Origin of the sequence: Allobosea sp. LC85 (assembly GCF_000735605.1) — a bacterium.
Classification (GTDB): Bacteria; Pseudomonadota; Alphaproteobacteria; order Rhizobiales; family Beijerinckiaceae; genus Allobosea.
The window spans coordinates 146,636-172,835 of record NZ_JPKG01000027.1; the positions used below are offsets into that span (position 1 = coordinate 146,636).

Below are 26,200 nucleotides of genomic sequence, written 5' to 3' on the forward strand. Positions count from 1 at the left end.
ATTTTCGAGCGAAGTGGACACCGGTTCGCGTGAAGAAAATGCGATAAAACAAAGAGCTAGAGCATTTCCGCGATTCGGAGAAATACGGAAATGCTCTAGCGCGTGAGCAGATGGCTGCGCCGTGTGCCGCCGCCATCGGGCTTGAAGCCCATGGCTTCCCAGAATGCGGCCGCGCCGGAATCCGCGGCGTTGAGCGAGAGCCTGGGCGCCAGAGACAGCCCTTGTTGCACGAGTGCGCTCGCCAGCAGGCGGCCGACTCCACTGCGTCGGCCGATCGGCCGTACATAAACATGGCGAATGCGCAGGAGGTCGGGCGCCGGGTCATAAGGGTCCGGCGTCACCGCGCCGATTGCGGCGAGCACACCGTCGCGAAACACGGCGAACAGAGCGTTCCGCTCGTCTGCGCCGCGATAACGGCCGGATTGCCATTCTTCCCGCAAGCCGTCGACGAAGCGGTAGCCTTCGGCCGCCGCTTCGTCCTGCAGGGCAGAAAAATCGTCCGGCAGCGTTTCGCTGAGCCGGACGACCTGAAGCGTCGTGGGGGTCACAGGCCTTCGAAGAGAGCGCTCGAAATATAGCGCTCGGCGAAGGAGGGGATGATCACGACGATGGTCTTGCCTTCGTTGCCGGGTCGCGCGCCGATTTCCAGTGCAGCAGCGACTGCCGCACCGGAGGAGATCCCGGCCGGGATGCCTTCGAGGCGGGCCAGCGCGCGAGCCGTGTCGAAGGAGGTCTGGTTGCCGACGGTCACCACCTCGTCGATCACCGAGCGGTCGAGCACGCCCGGCACGAAGCCGGCGCCGATGCCCTGGATCTTGTGCGGCCCTGGCTGGCCGCCGGAAAGGACCGGGGAGTCCTCAGGCTCGACCGCGACGATCTTCAGCCCGGGCCGGCGCGGCTTCAGCACCTGGCTGACACCGGTGATCGTGCCACCGGTGCCGACACCGGAGACAAAGATGTCGATCGTGCCGTTGGTGTCGTTCCAGATCTCTTCGGCGGTCGTCTTGCGGTGAATCTCGGGGTTGGCCGGATTCTCGAACTGCTGGGGAATGATAGCGCCGGGGATTTCGGCCTTGAGCTCTTCGGCCTTGGCAACGGCACCGCGCATGCCGCCCGGCCCAGGCGTCAGCACGAGCTCGGCACCGAGCAGCGCCAGCATCTTGCGACGCTCCAGCGACATCGTCTCCGGCATGACCAGGATCAGGCGGTAGCCGCGGGCGGCGGCGACGAAGGCGAGCGCGATGCCGGTATTGCCCGAGGTCGGCTCGATCAGCGTGCCGCCCGGCTTCAGAGCGCCCGAGGCTTCCAGCGCATCGACCATGTTGACGCCGATACGGTCCTTGACGCTGGAGATCGGGTTGAAGAACTCGAGCTTGGCCAGGATCGTCGCCTTGACGCCGCGTTCTGCCGGGAGACGGTTCAGCCGTACCAGCGGGGTGTCACCAATCGTATCGGTGATCGACTCATAGATCCGGCCCCGACCCGGCGCCTTGTCCTGTACGGGATTGAGCTTCTGTGCTGCTTCGGCCATGTCGGCCTCCCTTGCGTCATGTGGTCAGGATCGAAGGGCTAACGCATTTCACATCTACTGTCGATAAATAACATTAATAACATATCTATATTGTGAAATCGGCTCTCTGGGCGATGTCCCCGAAGACCGCCTTCTGCTCGGACTGGCGACAGAGATCTTCGACCGTGACACTGTCGAGCTCGGCCAGGAAGGCATCGGTGGCCCGCCTCAGCGCCGGGCCGACCACCTCGTCGATAAGCCGGGACCGCGGCAGGGGCGTGGATTCATCGCTCGTTTCCTGCATGGCTGCACGCGCGATATCCCCGGCCGTGATGCGGCGCCGTTCGCGAGCGAGTTCGTAGCCGCCGCGCGGACCGCGCACTCCCTTCAGGATGCCGGCGCGCACCAGGGCCTGCAGCATGGTTTCGAGATGGCGCGGCGGCAGGTCGTGGCGTGCAGCCAGGAATTTGGCGGCGACCGGCGACGGGCGGGCATGCAGTGCGATATCGACCACTGCGGCGACGGCGAGGAGGCTGCGATGCGAGAGCAGCATCATCGGCCGCTCCCTTGCGCCGCCGCCTTGCCACCGGCGATGCCGGTCGAGCCGAAGCCGTCGGCCCCGCGCGCGGTCTCGTCGAGTGCCGCAGCCTCGACCAGGGCAGCCTGCGAGACGGGGGCGACAACAAGCTGGGCGATGCGGTCGCCGCGCCGGATCACGAAGTCTTCCGCGCCGAGATTGATCAGGATCACCTTGATCTCCCCACGATAGTCGCTGTCGACGGTGCCGGGCGAGTTCAGCACCGTGACGCCATGCTTGAAGGCTAGGCCCGAGCGCGGCCGGACCTGCGCCTCGAAACCCTGCGGCACTTGCAGCACGATCCCTGTCGGGATGAGACCGCGCCCGCCGGCGGCCAGAACGCAGGGTTCATCGGCGGGCAAGGCAGCACGGAGGTCCATGCCGGCGGCACCGCTGCTCTCATAGGCCGGCAGCGGCAGGTCGGCGCCATGGGGGAGGCGCTGGATGGGAAGCGTGACCATGGCGATCAGCGTTCCGTCTCGCTGGCCTGCGGCATGGCCGCCAGATGAGCGATCAGCCGGCTCGCGACCTCGCCCTTGGGCAAGGTCGGCCAGGTTTCGACATTGTCGGAGGTGACGAGATGCACGGTGTTGGCGTCGCCGCCCATCACGCCGGTGCCGCCGACATCGTTTGCGACGATGAGGTCGCAGCCCTTCTTCGCCAGCTTGGCACGGGCATGGTCGATCACGTGATCGGTCTCGGCCGCGAAGCCCACGACCAGGGCCGGGCGATCGATCTCGCGGGCGGAAATGGTCGCCAGGATGTCGGGATTCTCGACGAGTGCGAGGGCCGGCGCGCCCGCGCCGGCCCGTTTCTTGAGCTTTCCGGGAGCTTCTTCCGCGACGCGCCAGTCGGCGACCGCGGCGGCGAAGATCGCGATGTCGGCGGGCAGCGCTCCTTCGACCGCGGCGAGCATATCGCGGGCGGACTCGACATGGATCGTGGTAACACCTTCGGGGTCGGCGATCGCGACCGGGCCGGATACCAGTATTACGCTGGCGCCTGCGGCCGCGGCTGCGGCTGCGATCGCGTGACCCTGCTTTCCGGAGGAACGGTTGGCGATGTAGCGCACGGGGTCGATCGGCTCATGTGTCGGCCCGGAGGTGATGAGCACACGCTTGCCGGCGAGCAGCTTGGGGGCACCGGACGGGCCGCCCGGATTGCGACCGAGGAAGCCGATCGCTCCAACCGGGGAGAGCCGGGTTTCGCCGGCCAGCGCCTGTTCGATCGCCGCCAGCAACTCATGCGGCTCGGCCATGCGGCCGGGTCCGTTTTCGCCCCGCTCCGCCATGGCACCGGAGTTCGGCCCGACGACGAGCACCCCGTCCGTCTCGAGTTGCGCCATGTTGCGCCGTGTCGCCGGGTGCTCCCACATGCGTGGGTTCATTGCGGGCGCGATCAGGATGCGCTTGTCGGTGGCGAGCAGCGCTGTCGAGGCAAGGTCATTGGCGAGGCCTGTCGCCATCTTGGCGATCAGGTCGGCAGTTGCGGGAGCGACGACGACCAGATCGGTCGAGCGCGACAGCGCGATATGGCCTATATCGGCCTCGTCGGTCAGCGAGAACAAATCGGTGAAGCAGCGTTCGCCCGCCAGCGATGAGACGGCGAGCGGCGTCACGAACTCTTCGCCGGCCTTGGTCAGGATGCAGCGCGAGGCGATGCCGTGGTCTTTCAGGCGCCGGATCAGCTCCAGCACCTTATAGGCGGCGATTCCCCCGCCGATGATCAGCAGAACGGAGCGAGATGCGGACAAGGGCGGGCTCCCGAGGCAAGAAGCCCTTCACCTAGCATCGCTTAGGCGCGGCTGTCATGGGGCGGACGTGCAGGGGGGCCTTATCGGAAGGGCGGCTCGTCGAAGGAGCGCAGTTTTCGCGAATGGATCGTGCTGCCGGCTTCCTTGAGCTTCTCCAGCGCGGCCAGTCCGATCTTCAGATGCTCGCCGACGGCGCGCTCGTAAAAGGCATTGGCGGCGCCGGGCAGCTTGATCTCGCCGTGAAGCGGCTTGTCGGAGACGCAGAGCAAGGTGCCGTAGGGCACGCGCAGCCGGTAGCCCTGTGCTGCGATGGTCCCGGATTCCATGTCGACCGCGATGGCGCGCGACAGGTTGATACGGCGGCGCTCCTTCGTCCAGCGCAGCTCCCAGTTGCGGTCGTCCTGCGTCACGACGGTGCCGGTGCGCAGCCTCTGCTTCAGCCGGTCGCCCTTCTCGCCCGTGACCTCGGCCGCAGCCTGCTGCAAGGCGACCTGGACCTCGGCGAGCGCCGGAATCGGAATATCCGGCGGTACGTGTTCATCCAGAATGCCGTCTTGGCGGAGATAGGCGTGGGCCAGCACGTAATCGCCGATGATCTGCGTCTGTCGAAGGCCGCCGCAATGGCCGACCATCAACCAGCAATTCGGCCGGAGCACCGCGAGATGATCGGTGATGTTCTTCGCATTGGACGGACCGACCCCGATATTGACCAGGGTGACGCCTTCGCCTCCGGCGCGAATGAGGTGATAGGCCGGCATCTGGAAGCGATGCCAGGGCGCCGACATCACGCGCTCGGCGGCGCTGACATCGATGCCTTCGCGGTCGATCCGGATGCCGCCCGGCGCGACGAGCGCTTCTGCGGTGCCGGCTTCGATCTCGGCCAGCGCCAGCCGCACGAACTGGTCGACATAGCGATGGTAGTTGGTCAGCAGCACCCAAGGCTGCACCAGCCGCCAGTCGGTACCGGTATAGTGGACCAGCCGCCGCAGCGAATAATCGACGCGCACCGCATCGAAGAGCGAGAGCGGGCGTGGCTCGCCCTCGATGATGTCGAAGGTGCCGTCGGCGATCTCGTCGCCGACCAGCGAGAGCAGCGGCGTCGGGAAATGCCGCGCGAGCTCCGCCGGCGAGATTCGGCCGCCGCCCAGTTCGTCGCCGCCCTCGATCGCATAGGGGTAGGGAATTTCCTGGGTGCTGATGCCTGTCTCGATGGTGGCGCCGTATTCCTTCGCCAGGGGCTCGAGCTGGTCGAGCAGATAGGCACGGAACTCGGCCGGCTGGGTCACCGTGGTCGAATAGATACCGGGCGCCGCAAACTTGGCGAAGCCGCGGCGTGTCGCTGCCGGCAGCTTCGACGGCTCATAGGTGACGCGCAGCATCGGATAGCGATAGCGGGCGCGTTCCTCCTGCGTCGGCGGCTGTCTCGTGTCGAAAAAGCGTTGGAGATCGGCGCGTAGTGCGTCCTTCGCTTCGCCATAAAGCGCCTCCAACCGGTCGATGGCGTCATGCGGTGTGGCGGCGATCTCGAAGCTCATGGCCGACTCTAGCCGGCTGCGGGCGCTCCTGACAACAACCGGCATCGCGCCGGCCGATGGTCGCCATGCCGGGGCGTTCGGCGGGCTCGCGAGGGGCGCTTGACGTTACGGCTTTGCTGCAGTAGTAAACCGATCAATTAATTAACTGATCGGTTTAGTGAATGACGCCGGACCACCTCAGCGCCACGCTCTCTGCCCTCGCCGACCCAACGCGGCGGGCCATCCTGGCGCGCCTCGCGCTTGGGGAAACCTCGGTCAAGGAACTGGCGGAGCCTTTCGCGATGAGCCTGCCGGCCGTCTCGAAGCATCTGAAGGTGCTGGAGAAGGCGGGCCTGATTTCGCGTGGCCGCGAGGCCCAGTGGCGACCCTGCCGGCTCGATCCCGGCCCGCTGCGCGATGTGGCCGCCTGGCTCGAGCACTATCGGGTCTTCTGGGACCGGAGCCTGGACAGGCTGGAGAGCCTGATTCTGGATCTGAGGACTGAGGACCAGGGTGCGGCGCCGTCGTTGAGCCTGCCTTCGCAGGGAGAGGACGGACAATGATCGCGGCCCGTCATCGCCCGGGAGCGCAGGTGGGCTTGTCTGCTCGCAATGAGACATTGGATCAAAATTAAACAACTTAGGAGAGTATCATGTCTCTATCGATGACCGAGCCCGTGTTCGCAGAGCCAAGAGCCAAGCTCTGGACGGGACGGGTGCTGAGCGGAGTGGTCGTCGCGTTCCTGCTGTTCGACGGCGGCATCAAGCTGGCGCCCCTGCAGGTGGTCAACGATACGCTGCAGCAGCTGGGTTATTCCGGAAGTAACGAGCTGGCGCGGGGGCTCGGCGTCATGACGCTGATCATTGCGCTGCTTTATGCCTATCCCCGCACCTCCATTCTTGGCGCCGTGCTGCTCACCGGGCTGATTGGCGGCGCTATGGCGACGCATCTGCGCGTCGGCAGCCCGCTCTTCAGCCACCTCTTCTTTGGGCTCTATCTCGGCCTCATGGCCTGGGGCGGACTCTACCTGCGCGATCCGAGGCTGCGCGCACTCATCCCGCTGCGAAGCGTCTAGCAGCCCTCGCCACTCCATCTCGACCCGTCACAGGAGCGTTCCGTGCTCAACACTTTTCTTTGGGCCATTGCCGCCATCCTCGCCCTCGGTATCGTCGTCGTGCTCGTACTGGCCGCGATGAAGCCCGACAGCTTCCGCGTCCAGCGTTCGCTTGCCATCAACGCACCGCCAGAGCGCGTCTTTCCGCTGATCAACGGGTTTCGGAGCTGGGGTGCCTGGTCGCCCTGGGAGAAGAAGGACCCGGCGATGAAGCGCAGCTTCAGCGGTGCGGAAAGCGGCATCGGCGCGGTCTATGCCTGGGACGGCGACAAGAATGTCGGCCAGGGCCGTATGGAGATCGTCGAGGCCTCGGCTCCCCGCAGGATTGGACTGAAGCTCGATTTCATCAAGCCCTTCGAGGCTCATAACGAGGTCACATTCGCGCTCGAACCTCGCGAGGCAGCGACCGAGGTGACCTGGACCGAGGTGACCTGGACCATGACCGGCCCGGCGCCGTTCCTAGCCCGGATCATGCACGTCTTCTTCAATGTCGATCGCATGGTCGGGAGCGATTTCGAAACCGGCCTCGCCAATCTGAAGGTGGCGGCCGAGCGCTAGACCCGTCTCATTTCCCGAAGATCCAGCAAAAGGAGGACATTCCCATGCAGACTGTCGAACCGCAGGACGAACATCGCTGGCTTCAGCAGCTCCTCGGCAACTGGACCTATGAATCGAACTGCTCGCCCGACAAGCCGGACGAGGTCTTCAAGGGCTCGGAGACCTTTCGTTCCATCGGCGATCTCTGGGTTGTCGGCGAGAGCACGAGCGAGATGCCCGGCGGAGGTGCCTCCACCATGCAGATCACGCTCGGATTCGATCCCCAGAAGGGCCGTTTCGTCGGAACCTGGCTGGGCTCGATGATGGCGATGATCTGGACCTATGAAGGTTTCCTCGACGACAGCCGCAAGATCCTGACGCTCGAATCCGAAGGGCCGAGCTTCTCCGGCGACGGCACGACGGCGAAATACCGGGATATCGTCGAACTCAGGAGCCCGACCGAGCGGCTGTTCTATTCGAAGGTGCTCGGTGCCGACGGTAGTTGGACCGAGTTCATGAAGGCCCGCTACCAGAAGATCTGATCAGCCAGCCGATCCAGGCCGGCGTGACCGGCCGTTTCTCAAGGGAATAGCCCAATGAAGCTCTCGACATATCTGATGTTCAACGGCAATTGCGAAGACGCGTTCACGACCTACCAGAAGGTGCTCGGCGGCAAGATCACCGCAATGATGAGCCATGAAGGCACGCCGGCGGAGAACGACGTCTCGCCGGAATGGCGCAAGAAGATCATCCATGCCTGCCTGGAACTCGACGGCCAGATGCTGATGGCCTCCGATGCGCCGCCGGACCGCAGCAGCGGCCCGATGCGCAGCGTCTACGTCAACGTCATGGTCAAGGAAGTCGCGGAGGCCGAGCGCATCTTCAAGGGGCTGTCGGAGGGCGCCCAGATCCAGATGCCGATCGGGGAGACATTCTGGTCCAAGAGCTTCGGAATGCTGACCGACCGCTTCGGTACGCATTGGATGGTCAATGCCGAGTTCAAGAACGGATAAGCGCTGGCTTGTCTGAAAGGGCCTCGCCGACATGGCCGCCGCGATGCGCGGCTATGTCACGCGCGGTACCGTCGCCGGGATCGTCACGCTGATCGCGGGCGGCTGGGGCTTCGGCGTCGGGGTCGTGACGCGGCCCGACCCCGGTGCCGGGACGCTATGGCTGGGAGGACGGGTTCGACACCAGCCTCAACATCGACCCGTATCGCGACCTCGTCACCATCTTCCTGAGCCAGCGACTGATGCAGGGGCTGGAGGAAGCGGCCCTCGACGAGGTATTCCAGGCCCTGGCCTATCGGGGCGGTCGCCGGCTGAGGATCGTCAGCTGAAGATGCCGTAGGCCAGCACGCCCGCGATCAGCCACAGCGCCCAGTTGCCCCAACGGTTGCGCCGGGCTTCGGCCCGGCCGATCTCCTGGATGCTGCGTTCGTCAAGGACAAAGCCCTGGCGCGAGGCGTCCTCGAGCTGTCCCAGCACGCGCTCGGCCCGGGCAGCGGTTTCAGGCAGGCTGGCCAGTGTCGAGAGCAGGGACTGGGCGCCTCGGCCGACCTCCTCGATCTTGCCGAGGGGGCCGAGATTGCGGGTGATCCACTCCCGCACCACCGGCTCGGCCGTCTTCCACATGTCGAGCTGCGGATCGAGCGAGCGTGCCACGCCTTCGACCACGACCATGGTCTTCTGCAGCATCACGAGCTCGGTCCGGGTCGCCATGTCGAACAGCCCGGTGATCTCGAAGAGCAGGGTCAGAACCTTGGCCATCGAGATCTCGTCGGCACGCCGGTCATGAATCGGCTCGCCGACGGCCCGGATCGCCTGGGCGAAATCCGCGACATCGTGACGGGCCGGAACATAGCCGGCCTCGAAATGGACCCGGGCCACGCGGGCGTAGTCACGCGTGATGAAGCCGAGCAGGATTTCGGCGAGGAAGCGCCGCTCCTTGAGGCCGAGCCGCCCCATGATGCCGCCATCGACCGCAACCAGCCGCCCCTGCGCATCGACGAACAGGTTTCCGGGATGCATGTCGGCATGGAAGAAGCCGTCGCGGATGGCGTGCTTCAGGAAGGACTGGATGACATTGCGGGCGAGCGCCACGAGGTCATGGCCGGCGGCGCGCAGCGCTTCGACGTCGGAGAGGCGAATGCCGTCGATCCATTCGTCGACGAGCACCTCGCGCGCCGTCAGCTGCCAGTCCGGCTTCGGTACGCGGAAATCGGCGTCTTCCCTCGTGTTCTCGGCGAATTCCGAAAGCGCTGCGGCCTCGAGCCGGAGGTCCATTTCCATGGTGACGGAGCGCGCCAGCGTCTCGACCACGCCGGAAAAGCGCAGGCGGCGCGCCTCGTGCGAGCGGCTCTCGGCGAGTTCGGCGCCGAAGCGCATCGCCGCCAGATCACGGTTGAAACGATCACGGATGCCGGGCCGGAGCACCTTGACCGCGACCTCCGAGCCATCCTTCAGCCGAGCGCGATGAACCTGCGCGATGGAGGCGGCCGCGACCGGCTCGCCGAATTCGGAGAACAGCGCCTCGACCGGCTCGCCATGCGCGGCTTCGATCGTGGCGCGCGCCTGTTCCATCGGGAACGGCGCCATCCTGTCCTGCAGCGCCGACAGGTCTTCGGCGATCTTCATCCCGACCACATCTGGCCGCGTCGCCAGAAACTGGCCGAACTTGACATAGGACGGACCAAGCCGGGTCATCGCAGCGGCAAGGCGCGTGGCCGAGGAGCCAGCGCCCCGGCGCTCGATCAGCCGGCCGACCCTGATCAGTGCGCGCGCCGCGGGCGGCAGAACCGAGGGATCGACCAGCGCGAGCGCGCCTTCGCGAGCCAGAACGAAACCAACCCGCGCCATGCGGGCGAAATGGGCGATTGAGGAGATCATGCTGGAAGGCGGGCCGTCACAGCTTCCAGCCGGAATGCAGTGCCACGACGCCACCGGTCATGGGCGTGAAGCGCGCCCGCCGGAAGCCGGTTGCGGCGATCATGTCGGCGAAAACCTGCGGCTTCGGGAACTTGCGGATCGATTCGACCAGATAGCGATAGGGCTCCGCATCTCCCGTCACGAGCCTGCCCATCGGCGGGATCAGGTTGAAGGAATAGGTCTCGTAGATCTTGTCGAGCATCGGCACGTCGACATGGCTGAATTCGAGGCAAAGGAAGCGCCCGCCACGCTTCAGGACGCGATGCGCTTCGGCCAGCGCCTTGTGGATGCGCGGGACGTTGCGGATGCCGAAGGCGATCGTATAGGCGTCGAAACTGTTGTCCGGCAGGCCGAGCTCCTCGGCATTGCCCTGGACGAAGCGGATGCGGTCATCGCCGGGAAAGCGCTTCTGCGCGCGTTCGCGTCCGACGCTCAGCATCTCGCCATTGATGTCGAGCACCGTCACCTCGGTTGCGGGGCCGCCGGCTTCCAGGACCTGGAAGGCGACATCGCCTGTGCCGCCGGCCACGTCGAGATGGCGGAAAATCCGGTCGCGCGGCGGCTTCAGCGTCGAGATCAGCGCGTCCTTCCAGAGCCGGTGCAGGCCTGCCGACATCAGGTCGTTCATCAGATCGTAGCGGCCGGCGACCTTGTGGAAGACGTCGTCGACCTTGGCCTGCTTCTCGACAAGCGGCACGGTCTCGAAGCCGAAATGGGTGGTATCGGAGGCTGCTGTCACGGCTTGGCCTGGCGCTTGTGTTCTGGTGAGGCGGTAACTAGAGCCGGATGAATAGCGAAACGAGCGAGCCTTGTCGCGGCCCGTCTCGACGCATGCTGAAGAGCGAAGTGCAATGCCCGAGCTTCCCGAGGTCGAAACCGTCCGCCGTGGGCTGGAGCCCGCCATGCTCGGCCAGGTGCTGGCCCGGGTCGAACAGCGCCGGCCCGATCTGCGCTTTCCATTGCCGGAACATTTCGTCGAGCGCCTGACCGGGCGGCGGGTTGAAGGCCTGTCGCGCCGCGCCAAGTACCTGATCGCCGATCTCGATGATGGCGAGGCGCTGATCATGCATCTCGGCATGAGCGGCCGTTTCGTGGTCGAGGCGCCGGGCACGCCACCCACCGAACCTGGCGCCTATTACAACGAGATCGGACGGCACCTGCAGCACGACCACGTCGTCTTCCATCTCGGGTCAGGCGCACGCGTCACCTATAACGATGTCCGTCGCTTCGGTTTCATGGATCTCCTGCCGCGGGCCGACCTGGAGACCTCGAAGCATTTTGCGGGAATGGGAATCGAACCCCTCGGCAACGAGCTCTCCGGTGAGGTCCTGGCAAGGCTCTTTGCCGGCAAGCTCGCACCGCTGAAGGCGGCGCTGCTCGACCAGCGGCTCGTTGCCGGCCTCGGCAATATCTATGTCTGCGAGGCGCTGTTCCGGGCGGGACTTCACCCGGAAGCTGCGGCCGGCACGATCGCGACGCCAACCGGTCGGCCACGCGAGGCGGCGCATGCGCTCGCGCAGATCATTCGCGAGGTTCTCGACGAGGCGGTGGCCGCTGGCGGCTCGACCCTGCGCGACTTCGCCCATGCCGACGGCTCGCTCGGCTATTTCCAGCATCGCTTCAAAGTCTATGATCGCGAGGGCGAGCCTTGTGTCACGCCCGGCTGCGGCGGCCTGGTGAAGCGGCTCGTCCAGTCCGGTCGCTCGACCTTCTATTGCGAGAGCTGCCAACCGAAACGCTGACTGTGCGTCATATCGCGCAGAGCGGTGTCGGTGAGCACGGCCTCCGCAGGGTTCGCAGCCGCCTTTGCGCGGGCGCGCATGGACCGCGCCCGCGCCCGCCGCTAATGCTGCAGGCGAAGCATCATCCGGGAGGCCGCCATGGCTTATGAGACCATTCTCGTCGAGGTGAAGGGCAAGGTGGGCGTCATCACGCTGAACCGCCCGCAGGCGCTGAATGCGCTCAACGGCCAACTAATCGGCGAGGTCAACACCGCGATCGATGGTTTCGAGAAGGATGCCGGCATCGGCTGCATCATCATCACCGGTTCGGAGAAGGCCTTCGCCGCCGGCGCCGACATCAAGGAGATGCAGTCCCGCACCTTCCCCGAGACCTATCTCGACGACAAGTTCGAGCCTTGGGATCGCATTGGCCAGCGCCGCAAGCCGATCATCGCCGCAGTCGCGGGCTTCGCGCTCGGCGGCGGCTGCGAACTTGCCATGATGTGCGATTTCATCATCGCCGCGGACAACGCCCGCTTCGGCCAGCCCGAGATCAATCTTGGTGTCATACCCGGCGCCGGAGGCACGCAGCGCCTGACCAAGGCGATCGGCAAGGCCAAGGCCATGGATCTCTGCCTCACCGGCCGGATGATGGACGTGAACGAGGCCGAGCGCTCCGGCCTCGTCGCCCGCATCGTTCCGCTGGCCGACCTGATGAAGGAAGCGCTGAAGGCGGCCGAGGCGATCGCGGCGAAATCGCTGCCCTCCGTGATGATGGTCAAGGAATCCGTCAACAGAGCTTTCGAGGTCACCCTCAGCGAGGGGTTGCGCTTCGAGCGCCGGGTGTTCTCCTCGCTCTTCGCGACGCAGGATCAGAAGGAAGGAATGGCCGCCTTCTCCGAGAAGCGGCCGCCGGATTTCAAGAACCGCTGAGCGCAGCCATGAGCGGGGCGAATGCCGGGGCCGACGATCTTTGATTTGCGGCTCAGCCCCGCTTGCTGACACGATGCGGGTTCTCTTCGAAGCTAGGGATACCAGATGACCGCTGCCGCTCCTTCCGCCACGGGCGGGCTCGTCCTGCCGACCTATGAGGATGTCGTGACGGCGGCGGGCCGTCTCCAGGGCATCGCGCACCGGACGCCGGCGTTGACCTCGCGAACCGCCAATGCCCGTACGGAGGCCTCGCTGGTCTTCAAGGCCGAGAACCTGCAGCGCATGGGCGCATTCAAGTTCCGTGGCGCTTTCAACGCGATTTCAGCGCTGAGCGCCGAACAGAAGCGCGCCGGGGTTGTCACCTTCTCCTCGGGCAATCACGCTCAGGCGATTGCTCTGTCGGGCAAGTTGCTCGGCGTGCCGACCGTCATCCTGATGCCGCAGGATGCGCCTGCCGCAAAGGTTGCGGCGACCCGTGGCTATGGTGCCGAGGTCGTGCTCTTCGACCGCTACAGCCAGGATCGCGACGCGCTCGGCCGCGAGCTGGCCGAAATGCGCGGCCTCGCCCTGATCCCGCCCTATGATCACCCCGATGTCATAGCCGGCCAGGGCACCGCAACCAAGGAGCTGATCGAGGAGGCCGGGCCGCTCGATATCCTGCTGGTCCCCCTCGGCGGCGGCGGTTTGATTTCCGGCGGCGCTCTGGCGGCCAAGGCGCTCAACCCCGGCATCCGCGTCTTCGGCGTCGAGCCCGAGGCCGGCAATGACGGCCAGCAATCCCTGCGCAGCGGCAAGATCGTCAAGATCGACGTGCCCAAGACCATTGCCGATGGCGCCCAGACCGCCTTCCTCGGCCATTACACCTTCCCGCTCATCCAGAGCCTGGTCGAGGATATCGTCACGGTGTCCGATGCGGCGCTGATCGAGACGATGCGCTTCTTCGCCGAGCGCATGAAGCTCGTGGTCGAGCCGACCGGCTGCCTTGCGGCTGCCGCTGCCTTCACCGGGGCGGTTCCGGTCGCGGGCAAGCGTGTCGGCGTCATCATCAGCGGCGGCAATGTCGATCTCGCTGCCTTCGCGCGTTTCGTCGGAGCGTCGGCATGAGCGGCATCGAGACCGTCACGTCGCCGGAGGTGCCGGCTCCGGCGGGGCATTATGCGCATGCCGTGGCCTATAAGGACCTCGTCTTCGTCTCCGGCCAGCTCGCTCCCCGCCCTGACGGCAGTCACACCTCGGCCGAGCCCTTCGCCGTCCAGGCGCGTCAGGCGCTGGCGAACCTGCTCGCGATCCTCACGGCGGCCGGCTGTGCGCGGCCGATGTCGTCAAGGTCACGGCCTATCTGGTCGGGGTGGGCAACTGGCCCGAATTCAACCGGATCTACGCTGAGGCCTTCGGTGATCACCGCCCCGCGCGCTCGGTCGTGCCGGTGCCCGAGCTGCATCATGGCTATCTGATCGAGATCGAGGCTGTGGCGGTTCGAAAGGGCTGATCTCGCACTCGTGGCGTGATACAGCCATTCCGGCGTTGACGCGGCCCGCTCAAGATACTATAGGCCAGCGTCTCGCGACGGCTAGCGCAAGCAACCGCCGCCGCACATGCATTTCAATCAAGGTAGCGGCCCGAACCCGCCAGGCAAATCCGCCGGGTGTTCGGTCGCAATGAAGACGAGGACGATCGATGGCCAATACGACGTCGGCCAAGAAGGCCACGCGCAAGATCGCGCGGCGCACCGAGGTGAACAAGGCTCGCCGCAGCCGGATGCGCACCTTCCTGCGCAAGGTCGAGGAGGCAATCGCCTCGGGCGACAAGGGCGCCGCAGCCGAGGCGCTCAAGGCCGCTCAGCCGGAAATCATGCGCGCCGCTCAGAAGGGCGTCGTTCATAAGAACACCGCTTCACGCAGGGTCTCGCGCCTGGCGCATCGGATCGGCGCCCTCGCTTCCTGAGCGGCGTTCTGCAGAGCAGTTTCTGACTGAAAAGCCCGGCCGTCAGGCCGGGCTTTTTTGTTTGCTGTGTTAACCGTCCGCTAGGTGAACTTACTTGCCGCAGACGAGAAAAATTTCATCGGCCAGGCCGATTCCGTACTCTTTCCGCAGCGTTATGGACTTGACTTCGGTTGTGGTTTCAGGGCGCAAAAAGGGTCCTTTTTCGCCTTTTGACCGCGCAAATAAATCCCATATTTTTCATGAGCTTAGCGGGCAAAGGAATCTGCCGTCGGGAATCGCCGGAGCTTCTGCAGGCCTCTTCGCCGCTTCCTGAAAAAAAGATTCGCGCTCCGCGCGCAGCCTCCGCCGTAAAAAAAACGTTAAGTTCCCCAACCTATTGGGCCTGCCTTGCCTATAGGTCAGGGCTGTCCTGAAGGGGCTCGAGTCTCCGAAGCCGGCTGAGGGGGATATTGCCCCCGTTCGAGGCGCCCTTGTAAGGTCCTTTCATCGCCGGGCGGACAGCAATGACCTCCGGGGGTTTCCAAAGATCAACGGCGTTTTTGGCTCACGCCCCAGAGGGGAGAGGATGCGGCTCTTTGTCTGTTTGAGTTGAGATGAAGTAGCGGCTCCGTCCTTTGGCGAGCCTTCTAAGCGTAATCAAAAATGGACCGAGAGCTGTCACCCGCCGGCGCATGCCGTCGAGTGGGCGTCATTCTCTTTGCCCAAACAACAGCACCGGCAGGCGGTCCACCAAGAGCCGCCGCCGACGGCGCATCTCTTGATATTGAAATGGGGCACGAAATGTTCGAGCGGCAAGGCATGGACGAGATTACCGAGGCAAAGGCTGTGCCGGCGTCTGTGATCGCGACCACGACTGCGAGCATCCAGGGTGAGGGGGCAGCGCTTTCCCTGGCCGAAGCCTGGGACCGTGTGCGCCGCCGCCTGCGTGCCGAACTGGGCGAGGATGTTTTCTCCAGCTGGTTCGCGCGTGTCGAGATCGGCGGCCTCGTCGATGGCGTGGCGTATCTCACCGTGCCGACCCGTTTCCTGAAGAGCTGGCTGGAGGCGCATTATGCCGAGCGCCTGCGGGCGCATTGCCTGGCCGAGTTGCCTGCTGCCAATGGCATCCTGCTCTCGGTGCGCCAGGCTGCCCGGGATTCCATTCCGGCCGCGGTCCGCGAGGCCGCCATGGCTGCTCCGCGTGCGGCAGCGCCTGTCCCCGTCACTGCCGCTCGCTCGGCGGAGACCGGGGCGCTGCCCTGCGAGCAGGAACTCGTTGACGCCTGCGGCACGATGCTCGACCGGCGTCTGAACTTCCAAAGCTTCATCGTCGGCAAGTCGAACCAACTCGCCTTTGCCGCAGCCGAGCGAATTGCCGCGGCCCCGGCCGGAACGACCCCCTATAATCCGCTTTACCTTCATGCCGGGGTCGGGCTTGGCAAGACGCATCTCCTGCAGGCGATTGCTCAGGATGCGCGCAATCATGGCAAGCGCGTGGCCTATTTCACGGCCGATCGCTTCATGTACGGTTTCGTGGCGGCGCTGAAGTCGCAGACGGCGCTCGCCTTCAAGGAAAAGCTGCGCGGCATCGACCTGCTGATCGTCGACGACGTGCAGTTCATCCAGGGGCGCTCGATCCAGCAGGAGTTCGGCCACACGATCAACGCCTTGATCGATGCCGGCAAGCAGATCGTGGTCGCGGCCGACCGGCTCGCCAATGATCTCGAAGCGCTCGACGAGCGCATCCGCTCGCGGCTGGCCGGCGGCCTTGTCGTCGAGGTCGGCGAGCTGGACGAGGCGCTGCGCGTGAAGATTCTCGGAAGTCGGCTGGAGTCGCTGCAGGCGGCGCATTCGAGTTTCCACGTCAATTCCGACGTGATCGCCTATGTCGCTCGCGTCATCACCACCAATGGCCGCGATCTTGACGGCGCCGCCAATCGGCTGCTGGCCCACGCCACCCTGTCCGGCAATGCGGTGACGCTGGAAACGGCGGAGGCTGCGATCCGCGACCTGGTCCGGACCCGCGAGCCGCGCCGCGTCAAGATCGAGGACATCCAGAAACTGGTCGCCACCCGCTACAATGTCAGCCGGGCCGACATTCTCTCCGAGCGCCGCACCGCGGCAGTGGTGAAGCCGCGCCAGATCGCGATGTATCTGTCCAAGGCGCTGACTCCGCGCTCGCTGCCGGAGATCGGCCGCCGCTTCGGTGGTCGCGATCACACCACAGTGCTGCATGCTGTGCGCAAGATCGAAAAGGCGATCGCGGAAGATCGCCTGCTGCATGACGAGGTCGATCTCCTGAAGCGGATGCTGCAGGAGTGAGCTGCCTGCCGCGCTGTGCCCCGGAGGCGAGCGCGGCTTTGGCTGTGGCCGGTTGTGAGAGCGCCCTTGCGCCACCGGCGCGCGTCCTGCAATGTCGCGGGCCATTCCGTCGCCCGCGCAGTCGCTGCTCGGGCGCTAGCACGCCAGAAGACAGACGATGAAGGTCACGGTCGAACGTTCTACGCTGTTGAAGTCGCTGGGTCATGTCCACCGCGTGGTGGAACGCCGCAACACGATCCCGATCCTGTCGAACCTTTTGCTGAGCGCGGACGGTGCCGGCCTTAAGCTGAAGGCGACCGATCTCGACATCGAGGTGGTCGAGACCGTCCCTGCCGATGTCCCGGAGCCGGGTGCGACGACCGTGCCCGCGCATACGCTCTACGATATCGTGCGCAAGCTGCCCGACGGCGCCCAGGTCTCGCTCGAGACGACTGGCGAAGCGGGGTTGACGCTCCGCTCCGGCCGCTCGCGTTTCATGCTGCAGACCCTGCCCGAGGGCGATTTCCCCGACATTACCGCGGGCGAGATGGCGCATCGCTTCACGCTCGCGGCTGGCGAGCTCAAGCGCCTGATCGACAAGACCCAGTTCGCGATCTCCACCGAGGAGACGCGCTATTATCTGAACGGCATCTATCTCCACACCATTGATGTCGAAGGCCGCAGCCTGCTGCGCGCCGTCGCGACTGACGGACACCGGCTCGCCCGCGTCGATACCGCGGCCCCGAGCGGGGCCGCCGGCATGCCGGGCGTGATCGTGCCGCGCAAGGCCGTGGCGGAGATCCAGAAGCTGCTGGAGGATGGCGACACCGAGGTTTCGGTCGAGCTCTCCGCCACCAAGATCCGTGTCGCGACGCAGGCCGTGGTGCTGACCTCCAAGCTGATCGATGGCACTTTCCCGGATTATCAGCGGGTGATTCCAAGCGGAAATGACAAGCGGCTGACAGTCGACAAGGGCGATTTCGCCGCCTCGGTCGATCGTGTCTCGACAATCTCCTCCGAGCGCGGCCGTGCGGTGAAGCTGTCCATCGCCGATGGCCGCCTGACCCTGTCGGTCACCAATCCCGATTCCGGGTCGGCAACCGAAGAGGTCGAGGTCGACTATGACGCGAGCCCGCTCGATATCGGCTTCAACGCCCGCTACCTGATGGATATCGCCGCGCAGCTCGATGGCGACACGGCGCTCCTCAAGCTTGCCGATCCCGGCTCGCCGACCGTGATCCAGGATCGCGAGGGCGCGTCCGCGCTCTACGTGCTGATGCCGATGCGGGTTTAGGCTGCGCTCGCATCTTGACCACGGTCGCGCGCCTGATCCTTCAGGATTTCCGCTCCTATGAGGCCCTCGATCTCGCGATCGGGGGCCAAATCGTTGCGCTTGTCGGCGAGAACGGCGCCGGCAAGACCAATCTGCTCGAAGCCTTGTCTCTGTTCGCGCCGGGCCGGGGCTTGCGCCGCGCGGATCTCTCCGAGATGGCGCGCCAGGCCGGACCGGGCTCCTTCGCCGTATCGATTGCGCTTGCGGACGATGGGCCGCGCCTCGGCATCGGGCTCGGCAGCGAAAGCGACGGGCGGCGTGCAAGGCTTGCCCGTATCGACGGGGTTCAGGTCGGTTCGGCGCTGGCTTTCAGCGACTATCTCCGCGTGGTCTGGCTGACGCCGGATCTCGACGGGTTGTTCCGCGGCGCAGCCGGCGACCGCCGCCGCTTCCTCGACCGGCTCGTGCTTGCGGTCGATCCTGGCCATGCGACGCGCTCGAACGCGCTCGAACGCGCCCTGCGCTCGCGCAACCGGATCCTCGAGGAGACCCCGCATGAGGTGTCCTGGCTCGATGCGATCGAGCGGGAAATAGCCGAACTCGGCGTGGCCGTTGCGGCGGCGAGGGCCGAGACGGTCGGCCGCCTGGCGACAATCATCGCGGCCACTGCCGACGAAGCATCTCCCTTTCCCCGTGCCGCGCTCGGCCTTGAAGGCGAACTCGACCGGCTTGTGGCGGGCCTCCCTGCCCTCGATGCCGAGGATCGCTATCGCGACATCCTGAGGCAGGGCCGCCAACGCGATCGCGCGGCTGGGCGCACCCTCGTCGGCCCGCAAGCTTCGGACCTCCTCGTGCGCCATGCCGCCAAGGATATTCCGGCCGAGCAGGGTTCGACCGGCGAGCAGAAAGCTCTGCTGATCGGCCTCGTCCTTGCCCATGCGAGGCTGGTCCGGAGCATGAGCGGGCTCCCACCGCTGGTCTTGCTCGACGAAGTCGCCGCTCATCTCGACCCGCGCCGCCGCGCTGCGCTCTATGCCGAACTTGCCGAGCTGGGCTCGCAGGTCTGGATGACGGGGGCCGACCCGGCGCTCTTCACCGACCTGCCGGCGGGGGCGCAGTGTTTCACGGTGACGTCCGGGCAGGTTGAAGCCATCGGCTGAGGCGCACCAGCCGGGCTGATTGGTCAGATCACGCGTCGCAATGAGACGCCTGGGGTGCATTCTGCTAGGGTTGCCGCTGCTCCGAAGAGGCTGCTCCCATGGAACTCACAGGTCTTCTGGTTTTTGCCGGCGTCTATTTTCTGGCGGTCGCTTCGCCCGGTCCTGCCGTCGCTGCCCTGGTTGCGCGTTCGCTCGGCACCGGCTTTCGCCGCTCGCTTCCCTTTGCGGCGGGAATCGTTGCAGGCGATCTGATCTGGTTCTCCTGCACGGCGTTTGGCCTTGCCGTGCTGATGCAGAGCTTCCATGGGCTCTTCGTCGCGATCAAATATGCCGGTTGCGCCTATTTGCTCTATCTCGCCTGGAAGCTCTGGACCGCCCCGGCCGAGGCGCCGCGTCAGCCGCCAAGCGCTCGCGGGGAGGGCTTGCGCCTGTTTCTGGGGGGCATTGCGCTGACGCTCGGCAACCCCAAGGTCATGGTTTTCTTCCTGTCGATCCTGCCTCTCGTCGTCGATCTTGGCCGGATGACGATGCTCGCCTTCGTCGAGGTTGCGTTGCTGCTGAGCCTGATCATCGGCTCGACGATGCTCGCCTATGCCTATGCCGCCGATCGGGCTCGGCGGCTGGTGGCGAGCCCGACGGCGATGCGTCGGATCAATCGCCTGACCGGCGGCGTCATGGCCGGTGCGGCGGCTGCCATCGCTGCGCGGGGCTGAAAGGCCGTTCCAACGGGTCAGAAAGGTCGCAGCTTGGGGCTGGCCATTGCCGCCGGCCTCGGGCAAACCCTTCGGCATGCCGCATTCTCGCGAATCACAGGCGCGCGCGACGCTGAAATCCGTCTTCGGCTATGACGATTTCCGTCCCGGACAATGGGAGGTCATCGCGGCCGCGCTCGCGGGAAACGACGTTTTCGCGGTGATGCCGACCGGCTCCGGCAAGTCGATGTGCTACCAGCTGCCCGCGCTGGTCACTGGCGGGTTGACGCTGGTGGTCTCGCCGCTGATCGCGCTGATGCGCGATCAGGTCGGGCAGTTGACGCGGGCCGGCGTCGCGGCCGCTTCGCTCAACTCGATGAACAGCGAGAGCGAAGCGACGGATGCCTGGACAAAGCTCAACGCCGGCGACTTGCGGCTGCTCTTCGTCTCGCCGGAGCGATTGGCGGGGGAGGGACTCGTCGCGCGGCTGCGCAGGCTCGGCGTTGCCCGGCTTGCCATCGACGAGGCCCATTGCGTCTCGCAATGGGGCCATGATTTTCGACCGGAATACCGCTTGCTCGCCAAGGCTCGCGAAGCGCTCGGCGGCGTCCCGGTCACCGCGCTGACGGCCACTGCAGATCGGCAGACGCGCGATGACATCGCCCAGCAGCTGTTCCCGAAGCCGCCTGTCACGGTCATCCATTCGTTCGACCGGCCGAATCTGAAGCTCGCCTTCGCACCGAAGGACCAGCCGCGGCGCCAGATCGCCGATTTCCTGAAGCGGCATCGTGGTGGCAGCGGCATCGTCTATTGTTCGTCGCGCGGCCGTACCGAGCGCCTCGCCGAAGGCCTGCGCGAGCAGGGCTACAAGGCTTTTGCCTATCATGCCGGCATGGAGCAGCAGGAGCGCAACCGCAACCAGGACCTCTTCTTGCAGGAAGATGGTGTGGTGATCTGCGCCACCATCGCCTTCGGCATGGGCATCAACAAGCCCGATGTCCGCTTCGTCGTCCATGCCGACATGCCTGGCTCGATCGAGGGCTATTATCAGGAGATCGGCCGCGCCGGCCGTGACGGACTGCCGGCTGATACGCTCACCCTCTATGGTGTTGAGGACATGGCGCTGCGCCGCCGCCAGATCGAGGAGAAGGCGATCGACGACGAGCGCCGGCGCATCGAGCATAAGCGCCTCGGCGCGATGATCGACCTGTGCGAATCGGCGCTCTGCCGGCGCTCCTCCCTGCTCGCCTATTTCGGTGAGGAAACGCCGCCTTGCCGGCATCGGGAGGCACAGTTCCGCTGCGATCTCTGCGGGGGAGAGGCGACGCTCCAGGATGCCACGCTTGATGCCCGAAAGCTGCTCTCGGCGGTGGCGCGCTCCGGACAGCGCTTCGGCGCCGGACATCTCGCCGATATCCTGACCGGAACGATGAGCGAGGCGGTCCGCCGCCAGAACCATGACGGGCTGAAGACCTTCGGCGTCGGCAACGACAAGCCCAAGGCCGCCTGGGCGGCCCTGACCCGTAAGCTTTTCGCCGCCGGCGCGCTCGCGGAAGCCAGCGTCGAGCATGGCGGGTTCTGCCTGACCGAGAAGGGCGAAGACATCCTGTTCGGGCGCGAACCGATCGCGCTCAGGGCCGATGCCCTTCCAGTGCGGCGCGGTCGAGCTGCCGAGCGTGGCGCGCGGGCCGATGGCCTCGATGAAGGCACCGCCGCCCTGTTCGAGCATTTGCGCCAGCTTCGGCTGACCATCGCCCGCGAGGAAGGCGTTGCGGCCTATATCATCTTCACCGATCGCACGCTGATTGCCATGGCACGCGAGCGGCCGCTCGGGCTGGATCAGATGCGCGGGATCGAGGGCGTCGGCGAGCGCAAGCTCGCCCAGTATGGCGAGGTCTTCGCCGATGCCATCGCGGGCTTTCGGGGGTAATGGGGCAGTTCCGTCATGGCGCGTGGGCGCCTGCGCGCACGTACGCGTACGCGCGTGAAAAAGCCACCGTTCCCGCCTATATTCATGATACGAATCAAGACGATCGCGGGCATAGCCTCGCCCGCTGAAGGACCCCGACATGAGTGATGCTGCCCGCGACCTTGAAGACGCTGCCTATGGCGCCGATTCCATCAAGGTTCTCAAAGGCCTGGATGCGGTGCGCAAGCGCCCCGGCATGTATATCGGCGACACCGATGACGGCTCGGGCCTGCACCACATGGTTTACGAGGTGGTCGACAACGCCATCGACGAGTCACTGGCTGGGCATGCCGACCTCGTCACTGTCACGCTGAACGCCGACGGTTCGGTCACGGTCACCGATAATGGTCGCGGCATCCCGACCGATATCCACAGCGAGGAGGGCATTTCCGCCGCCGAGGTCATCATGACCCAGCTCCATGCCGGCGGAAAGTTCGACCAGAATTCCTACAAGGTTTCGGGCGGCCTGCACGGCGTCGGCGTCTCCGTCGTCAACGCACTCTCGGTCTCGCTCAAGCTGCGCATCTGGCGCGGCGGCAATGAGCATTTCATGGAGTTCCACCATGGCGACGCGGTCGCGCCGCTCGCCATTGTCGGCCCGGCCGGCGACAAGCGCGGCACCGAAGTCACCTTCCTGCCCTCGACCCAGACTTTCACGATGGTCGAGTTCGACTACAAGACGCTCGAGCATCGCCTGCGCGAACTCGCCTTCCTGAATTCAGGCGTCCGCATCGTCCTCACCGACGCGCGCCATGCCGAGGTCGTTCGTGAAGAGCTGATGTATGAGGGCGGCGTCGAGGCCTTCGTGCGCTATCTCGACCGCGCCAAGACCCCTGTCGTCGACAAGCCGGTGGTGCTCGGCGCCGAGAAGGACGGCATCACTGTCGATGTCGCGCTGTGGTGGAATGACAGCTACCACGAGAACGTCCTGTGCTTCACCAACAACATCCCGCAGCGGGACGGCGGCACTCACTTAGCCGGCTTTCGTGCCGCGCTGACCCGCCAGATCACCGGCTATGCCGAGAACTCCGGCATGATGAAGAAGGAAAAGGTCTCGCTCACCGGCGACGACTGCCGCGAAGGTCTGACGGCGATCGTTTCGGTGAAGGTGCCGGACCCGAAATTCTCCTCGCAGACCAAGGACAAGCTGGTTTCGTCCGAGGTGCGTCCCGTCGTCGAGAACATCGTCAACCAGGCACTTTCGACCTGGCTCGAGGAGCACCCGAACGAAGCCAAGACGATCGTCGGCAAGGTGGCGGAAGCTGCCGCGGCGCGCGAGGCCGCCCGCAAGGCACGCGATCTGACCCGGCGCAAGGGCGCGCTCGACATCGCCTCGCTGCCCGGCAAGCTCGCGGATTGCCAGGAGCGCGACCCCGCCAAATCAGAAATCTTCATCGTCGAGGGTGACTCGGCCGGCGGCTCCGCCAAGCAGGGCCGCGCCCGCGAATACCAGGCGGTGCTCCCGCTGCGCGGCAAGATTCTCAATGTCGAACGCGCGCGCGTCGACAAGATGCTCTCCTCCGAGCAGGTCGGCACGCTGATCATCGCGCTCGGAGCCGGCATCCGCGAGGAATTCAACATCGAGAAGCTGCGCTACCACAAGATCATCATCATGACCGACGCGGACGTGGACGGCGCCCATATCCGCACCCTGCTGCTGACCTTCTTCTTCCGGCAGATGCCGGAGGTGATCGAGCGCGGGCATCTCTTCATCGCCCAGCCGCCGCTCTACAAGGCGGCGCGCGGCAAGTCGCAGACCTATCTCAAGGACGAGCGCGCGCTCGAGGAATACCTCGTTGACTCGACGTTGGACGGTGCTGTTTTCCGAACAGGGGACGGCATCGAGCGCGCCGGTCCCGACCTGCGCAGTCTGATCGAGGAGGCGCGCGGCGTGCGCCATACGCTGTCGCAGCTGCATTCGCGCTATGACCGGCGCATCGTCGAGCAGATGGCGATCGCAGGCGCGCTGCACCCCCTGACCAACGAGAGCGACGAGCAGGCCAACGAGGCCGCGGCCTCTGTCGCGCGCCGGCTGGATGCGATCTCCGATGATCTCGAGCGCGGCTGGGAAGGCCGGGCCGAGGATGGCGGCTTCACCTTCTCGCGGCTCGTGCGCGGCGTGAAGCAGGTCGCAGTGCTTGATGCCGGCCTGCTCGCGAGCGCCGAGGCACGCAAGCTCGATGCGGCAGCCGTTTCGCTGCAGGAAGCCTATGCCCAGCCGGGCGTGCTCAGCCGCAAGGGCGATGACCATATCGTCAATGGCCCGAGCGATCTTTTCGACGCGGTCAGCGCCATCGGCAAGAAGGGCGTTTCGCTGCAGCGCTACAAAGGTCTCGGCGAAATGAACCCGGAGCAGCTCTGGGAGACGACGCTCGATCGCGATGTGCGCTCGCTGCTCAGGGTCAAGAACGACCAGAACGACGAGGCCGATGATCTCTTCGTCAAGCTGATGGGCGACGTCGTCGAACCCCGCCGCGACTTCATCCAGAGCAATGCACTGAACGCGACCGTCGATACGTGAGGGCGCGGCGGCTGGAGCCAATCATCAGGTTCCAGCCCATTTTGCCGGACAGGAACCGTATCGGCAGTCTCGCGAAATGAAGCTGTCCATCGGCCCTGTGATCGGGCGGATGGGGTGCGTGCGATTGAGCGTACTCGGTCAGGCGCTTCCGCGATGATTTCGCTCCGGACGCCTTGATCGGTTTCGGGCTTAGAGCGTCGGACGATTAATTGGACGCATATCCGGCGTGGCTGAAGAGGTTTCGGCATTCTGCAGGGGTGACGAGATCGCAGATGTTGCCGACGGCGCGCCAGAGTGCGTCGAATGTTCTTGCTGCGGCCTTTCGCAGATGGGCCTTGAGCTTGGCGAAGGCCATCTCGATCGGGTTGAGATCTGGGCTGTATGGCGGCAGGAAGAGGAACCAGGCGCCCCTGTCGGCGAGGCACTGGGCCGCCCGCGCGCTTTTGTGGACGGCGAGATTGTCGAGGATGACGATGTCGCCCTTCGCCAGTGTGGGGGCGAGCTGGGTCTCGACATAGAGATCGAATGCGATCCGATCCATGGCCTTGTCGATGATCCATGGTGCGGTCAGGCCATGACAGCGCAGGCCTGCGATGAAGCTCTGGGTTCGCCAATGCCCGAAAGGAGCAGATGCGCGCAGTCTCTCTCCGCACGGGCTGCGGCCGCGCAGCCTGACCATCTTGGTGTTGATCGAGGTCTCGTCGATGAAGACGAGGTTCGAGGCGCATGCGCGGCTGACGGCGCTCGATCCACAGATGACGCTGCTCATGAATGTCGGCGCGAGCGCATTCCGACGCCATCAGCGCTTTTTTTATATGTGAAGCCCAACCGGCACAAAAAGCGCGACAGGACCGCCGGCGCGGCCTTGACCCCGGTCGCCTCGGCCAGCCGAGCCGCCAGTTCCGGCATCGTCATGTCGGGCTGCGCTTCCACCTGCGCCACCAGAAAGGCGCCGTGCCCATCGAGCCGACTGCCGGGTGGGCGACCCTGTCGAGCCGGCCGCACCGTCTTCAATCGCGTCACCCGCTGCAGCAGCTTCACCGCAAAGCTCTCGCTCACGCCGAAATGCCGCGCCGCAGCCCGACGGGACTGCCCCGCCTCGACCAGCCCGGCAACCCGTTCGCGAAGATCGTTCGAATAGCTTCGACCCATGATCCACCTCCAGAAACGGTGAATCACAAAGCCACCCTCAAGGGAATCCTCGGATTCCGATTTTCAGTCCGACGCTCTAGGGATCGATCGGCAGGGCGAAGCTTGCCTTCACGCGGTCCATCACCACCATGGTCTTGAAGCCCTTGATGTCCGGATTCTCATAGAAAAATCGACGCGTGAAGCGCTCATAGTCCTCCATGTCGCTGGCTGTGACATAAAGAACGAAATCGGCGTCGCCGGTGACGTAGAGGCCGATCATCACCTCCCGGGTCGCGCGGATCGAAGCCTTGAAGCGGTCGACGATATCGGCGCGCTCTCGCTCCAGGGTCACCAGCACGAGCATCGAGACCGGGCGGCCGACGGCCTTCGGCGAGACCACCGCAATATCGGCCTCGATAACCCCCGCGTCGCGCAGGCGCTTGAGACGCCGCTGGCAGGCCGTCGCCGAGAGGCCGACGCGCTCGCCGAGCTCCGCAGTCGTCAGCCGGTTGTCTTGCTGCACGGCATCGAGAAGGCGACGGTCGAGGCTGTCGAGATCGATCATGCAGTAATCCTGCGGCAGATGCTTAGTTGAAGCTGAATTACGGCATCAATTGTGTTGCTTTGGAGCTTTGCGCTGCACG

General features: G+C 65.4%; 26 protein-coding genes and 2 pseudogenes. 18 read left to right on the top strand and 10 right to left on the bottom strand.

Translation table 11 applies throughout. The features are described 5' to 3' along the window. Positions 1-95: 95 nt before the first annotated feature. The 6 genes from FG93_RS12855 to FG93_RS12880 all read right to left on the bottom strand — a co-directional run bounded on the left by FG93_RS12855 (position 96) and on the right by FG93_RS12880 (position 5,375). A complete protein-coding gene (locus FG93_RS12855) occupies positions 96-548 on the bottom strand; it encodes a GNAT family N-acetyltransferase (RefSeq protein WP_043234912.1) in 453 nt (150 codons plus the stop codon). After that, the gene (cysK, locus tag FG93_RS12860; RefSeq protein ID WP_043234913.1) at positions 545-1,531 is read right to left on the bottom strand and encodes a cysteine synthase A; all 987 of its coding nucleotides are present in this window, start codon (positions 1,529-1,531) and stop codon (positions 545-547) included. The genes FG93_RS12855 and cysK overlap by 4 nt, the downstream gene beginning before the upstream one ends. 85 nt (positions 1,532-1,616) lie before the next feature. Continuing rightward, positions 1,617-2,066 carry an Rrf2 family transcriptional regulator gene (locus FG93_RS12865; RefSeq protein WP_043234916.1) on the bottom strand — a complete coding sequence of 150 codons (450 nt, stop codon included), beginning with the start codon at positions 2,064-2,066 and terminating at the stop codon, positions 1,617-1,619. Continuing rightward, positions 2,063-2,548: a dUTP diphosphatase gene (dut, locus tag FG93_RS12870; RefSeq protein WP_043234917.1), complete on the bottom strand. Its 486-nt coding sequence runs from the start codon at positions 2,546-2,548 to the stop codon at positions 2,063-2,065. The genes FG93_RS12865 and dut overlap by 4 nt, the downstream gene beginning before the upstream one ends. A 5-nt stretch (positions 2,549-2,553) precedes the next feature. After that, positions 2,554-3,840: a phosphopantothenoylcysteine decarboxylase gene (locus FG93_RS12875; RefSeq protein WP_043234919.1), complete on the bottom strand. Its 1,287-nt coding sequence runs from the start codon at positions 3,838-3,840 to the stop codon at positions 2,554-2,556. Positions 3,841-3,920: 80 nt separating this feature from the next. Continuing rightward, positions 3,921-5,375, bottom strand: coding sequence for an AMP nucleosidase (locus FG93_RS12880; protein WP_043234921.1), 1,455 nt, complete (start codon positions 5,373-5,375; stop codon positions 3,921-3,923). Between the two features lie 161 nt (positions 5,376-5,536). Between FG93_RS12880 and FG93_RS12885 the strand changes: the two genes are divergently transcribed. From FG93_RS12885 to FG93_RS12910, 6 genes are all read left to right on the top strand, one after another. Then, on the top strand, positions 5,537-5,917 hold the full coding sequence (locus FG93_RS12885; protein ID WP_043234922.1) for a helix-turn-helix transcriptional regulator: 381 nt from the start codon (positions 5,537-5,539) through the stop codon (positions 5,915-5,917). 89 nt (positions 5,918-6,006) lie between these two features. Beyond that, entirely contained in the window at positions 6,007-6,429 is a 423-nt protein-coding gene (locus tag FG93_RS12890) for a DoxX family protein (protein ID WP_052513702.1), read from the top strand. A gap of 42 nt (positions 6,430-6,471) precedes the next feature. Next, positions 6,472-7,026: an SRPBCC family protein gene (locus tag FG93_RS12895; protein ID WP_043234924.1), complete on the top strand. Its 555-nt coding sequence runs from the start codon at positions 6,472-6,474 to the stop codon at positions 7,024-7,026. A 44-nt stretch (positions 7,027-7,070) separates the two neighbouring features. Further along, positions 7,071-7,547 (top strand): DUF1579 domain-containing protein, encoded by a 477-nt coding sequence (locus tag FG93_RS12900; RefSeq protein WP_043234925.1) that lies wholly within the window; start codon positions 7,071-7,073, stop codon positions 7,545-7,547. Positions 7,548-7,601: 54 nt separating this feature from the next. Next, positions 7,602-8,018 (top strand): VOC family protein, encoded by a 417-nt coding sequence (locus FG93_RS12905; protein WP_043234926.1) that lies wholly within the window; start codon positions 7,602-7,604, stop codon positions 8,016-8,018. 143 nt (positions 8,019-8,161) lie between these two features. After that, entirely contained in the window at positions 8,162-8,344 is a 183-nt protein-coding gene (locus tag FG93_RS12910; RefSeq protein WP_043234927.1) for a hypothetical protein, read from the top strand. Here the strand turns inward: FG93_RS12910 and ubiB are convergent. Beyond that, positions 8,337-9,893 (bottom strand): 2-polyprenylphenol 6-hydroxylase, encoded by a 1,557-nt coding sequence (gene ubiB, locus FG93_RS12915; RefSeq protein ID WP_043234928.1) that lies wholly within the window; start codon positions 9,891-9,893, stop codon positions 8,337-8,339. The two genes, FG93_RS12910 and ubiB, sit on opposite strands and share 8 nt — an antisense overlap. Positions 9,894-9,909: 16 nt before the next feature. Beyond that, a complete protein-coding gene (ubiE, locus tag FG93_RS12920; protein ID WP_043234929.1) occupies positions 9,910-10,671 on the bottom strand; it encodes a bifunctional demethylmenaquinone methyltransferase/2-methoxy-6-polyprenyl-1,4-benzoquinol methylase UbiE in 762 nt (253 codons plus the stop codon). A 112-nt stretch (positions 10,672-10,783) separates the two neighbouring features. On the opposite strand from ubiE, the gene mutM reads away from it, so the two are divergent. The 12 genes and pseudogenes from mutM (at position 10,784) to gyrB (ending at position 24,425) form a co-directional block, all read left to right on the top strand. Continuing rightward, positions 10,784-11,674 (top strand): bifunctional DNA-formamidopyrimidine glycosylase/DNA-(apurinic or apyrimidinic site) lyase, encoded by an 891-nt coding sequence (mutM, locus tag FG93_RS12925; protein ID WP_043234930.1) that lies wholly within the window; start codon positions 10,784-10,786, stop codon positions 11,672-11,674. A 138-nt stretch (positions 11,675-11,812) separates the two neighbouring features. After that, positions 11,813-12,586: an enoyl-CoA hydratase gene (locus FG93_RS12930; RefSeq protein ID WP_043234931.1), complete on the top strand. Its 774-nt coding sequence runs from the start codon at positions 11,813-11,815 to the stop codon at positions 12,584-12,586. 105 nt (positions 12,587-12,691) lie between these two features. Beyond that, on the top strand, positions 12,692-13,690 hold the full coding sequence (locus tag FG93_RS12935; protein WP_043234932.1) for a threo-3-hydroxy-L-aspartate ammonia-lyase: 999 nt from the start codon (positions 12,692-12,694) through the stop codon (positions 13,688-13,690). Then, positions 13,687-13,836 (top strand): annotated as a pseudogene (locus tag FG93_RS33950) (RidA family protein); the annotation flags it as partial. The gene FG93_RS12935 and the pseudogene FG93_RS33950, both read left to right, overlap by 4 nt. 98 nt (positions 13,837-13,934) lie before the next feature. Then, the gene (locus FG93_RS33955; RefSeq protein WP_348270476.1) at positions 13,935-14,075 is read left to right on the top strand and encodes a RidA family protein; all 141 of its coding nucleotides are present in this window, start codon (positions 13,935-13,937) and stop codon (positions 14,073-14,075) included. A gap of 188 nt (positions 14,076-14,263) precedes the next feature. Beyond that, positions 14,264-14,530 carry a 30S ribosomal protein S20 gene (rpsT, locus tag FG93_RS12945; RefSeq protein ID WP_043234934.1) on the top strand — a complete coding sequence of 89 codons (267 nt, stop codon included), beginning with the start codon at positions 14,264-14,266 and terminating at the stop codon, positions 14,528-14,530. Between the two features lie 798 nt (positions 14,531-15,328). Beyond that, the gene (dnaA, locus tag FG93_RS12950) at positions 15,329-16,831 is read left to right on the top strand and encodes a chromosomal replication initiator protein DnaA (RefSeq protein WP_244448600.1); all 1,503 of its coding nucleotides are present in this window, start codon (positions 15,329-15,331) and stop codon (positions 16,829-16,831) included. A gap of 157 nt (positions 16,832-16,988) precedes the next feature. Then, on the top strand, positions 16,989-18,104 hold the full coding sequence (dnaN, locus tag FG93_RS12955; RefSeq protein WP_043234935.1) for a DNA polymerase III subunit beta: 1,116 nt from the start codon (positions 16,989-16,991) through the stop codon (positions 18,102-18,104). Positions 18,105-18,118: 14 nt separating this feature from the next. Then, complete coding sequence (gene recF, locus FG93_RS12960) at positions 18,119-19,243, top strand: DNA replication/repair protein RecF (RefSeq protein WP_244448601.1); 1,125 nt, start codon at positions 18,119-18,121, stop codon at positions 19,241-19,243. A gap of 98 nt (positions 19,244-19,341) precedes the next feature. Then, positions 19,342-19,956: a LysE family translocator gene (locus FG93_RS12965; RefSeq protein ID WP_043234938.1), complete on the top strand. Its 615-nt coding sequence runs from the start codon at positions 19,342-19,344 to the stop codon at positions 19,954-19,956. A 76-nt stretch (positions 19,957-20,032) separates the two neighbouring features. Then, positions 20,033-21,865: a DNA helicase RecQ gene (gene recQ / locus FG93_RS12970; protein WP_043235119.1), complete on the top strand. Its 1,833-nt coding sequence runs from the start codon at positions 20,033-20,035 to the stop codon at positions 21,863-21,865. Between the two features lie 139 nt (positions 21,866-22,004). Beyond that, positions 22,005-24,425 (top strand): DNA topoisomerase (ATP-hydrolyzing) subunit B, encoded by a 2,421-nt coding sequence (gene gyrB / locus FG93_RS12975; protein ID WP_043234939.1) that lies wholly within the window; start codon positions 22,005-22,007, stop codon positions 24,423-24,425. Positions 24,426-24,630: 205 nt separating this feature from the next. Here the strand turns inward: gyrB and FG93_RS31810 are convergent. Then, a pseudogene (locus FG93_RS31810) lies at positions 24,631-25,577 on the bottom strand (IS630 family transposase). A gap of 76 nt (positions 25,578-25,653) precedes the next feature. Beyond that, on the bottom strand, positions 25,654-26,121 hold the full coding sequence (locus FG93_RS12990) for an Lrp/AsnC family transcriptional regulator (RefSeq protein WP_043234941.1): 468 nt from the start codon (positions 26,119-26,121) through the stop codon (positions 25,654-25,656). Between the last annotated feature and the right edge of the window lie 79 nt (positions 26,122-26,200).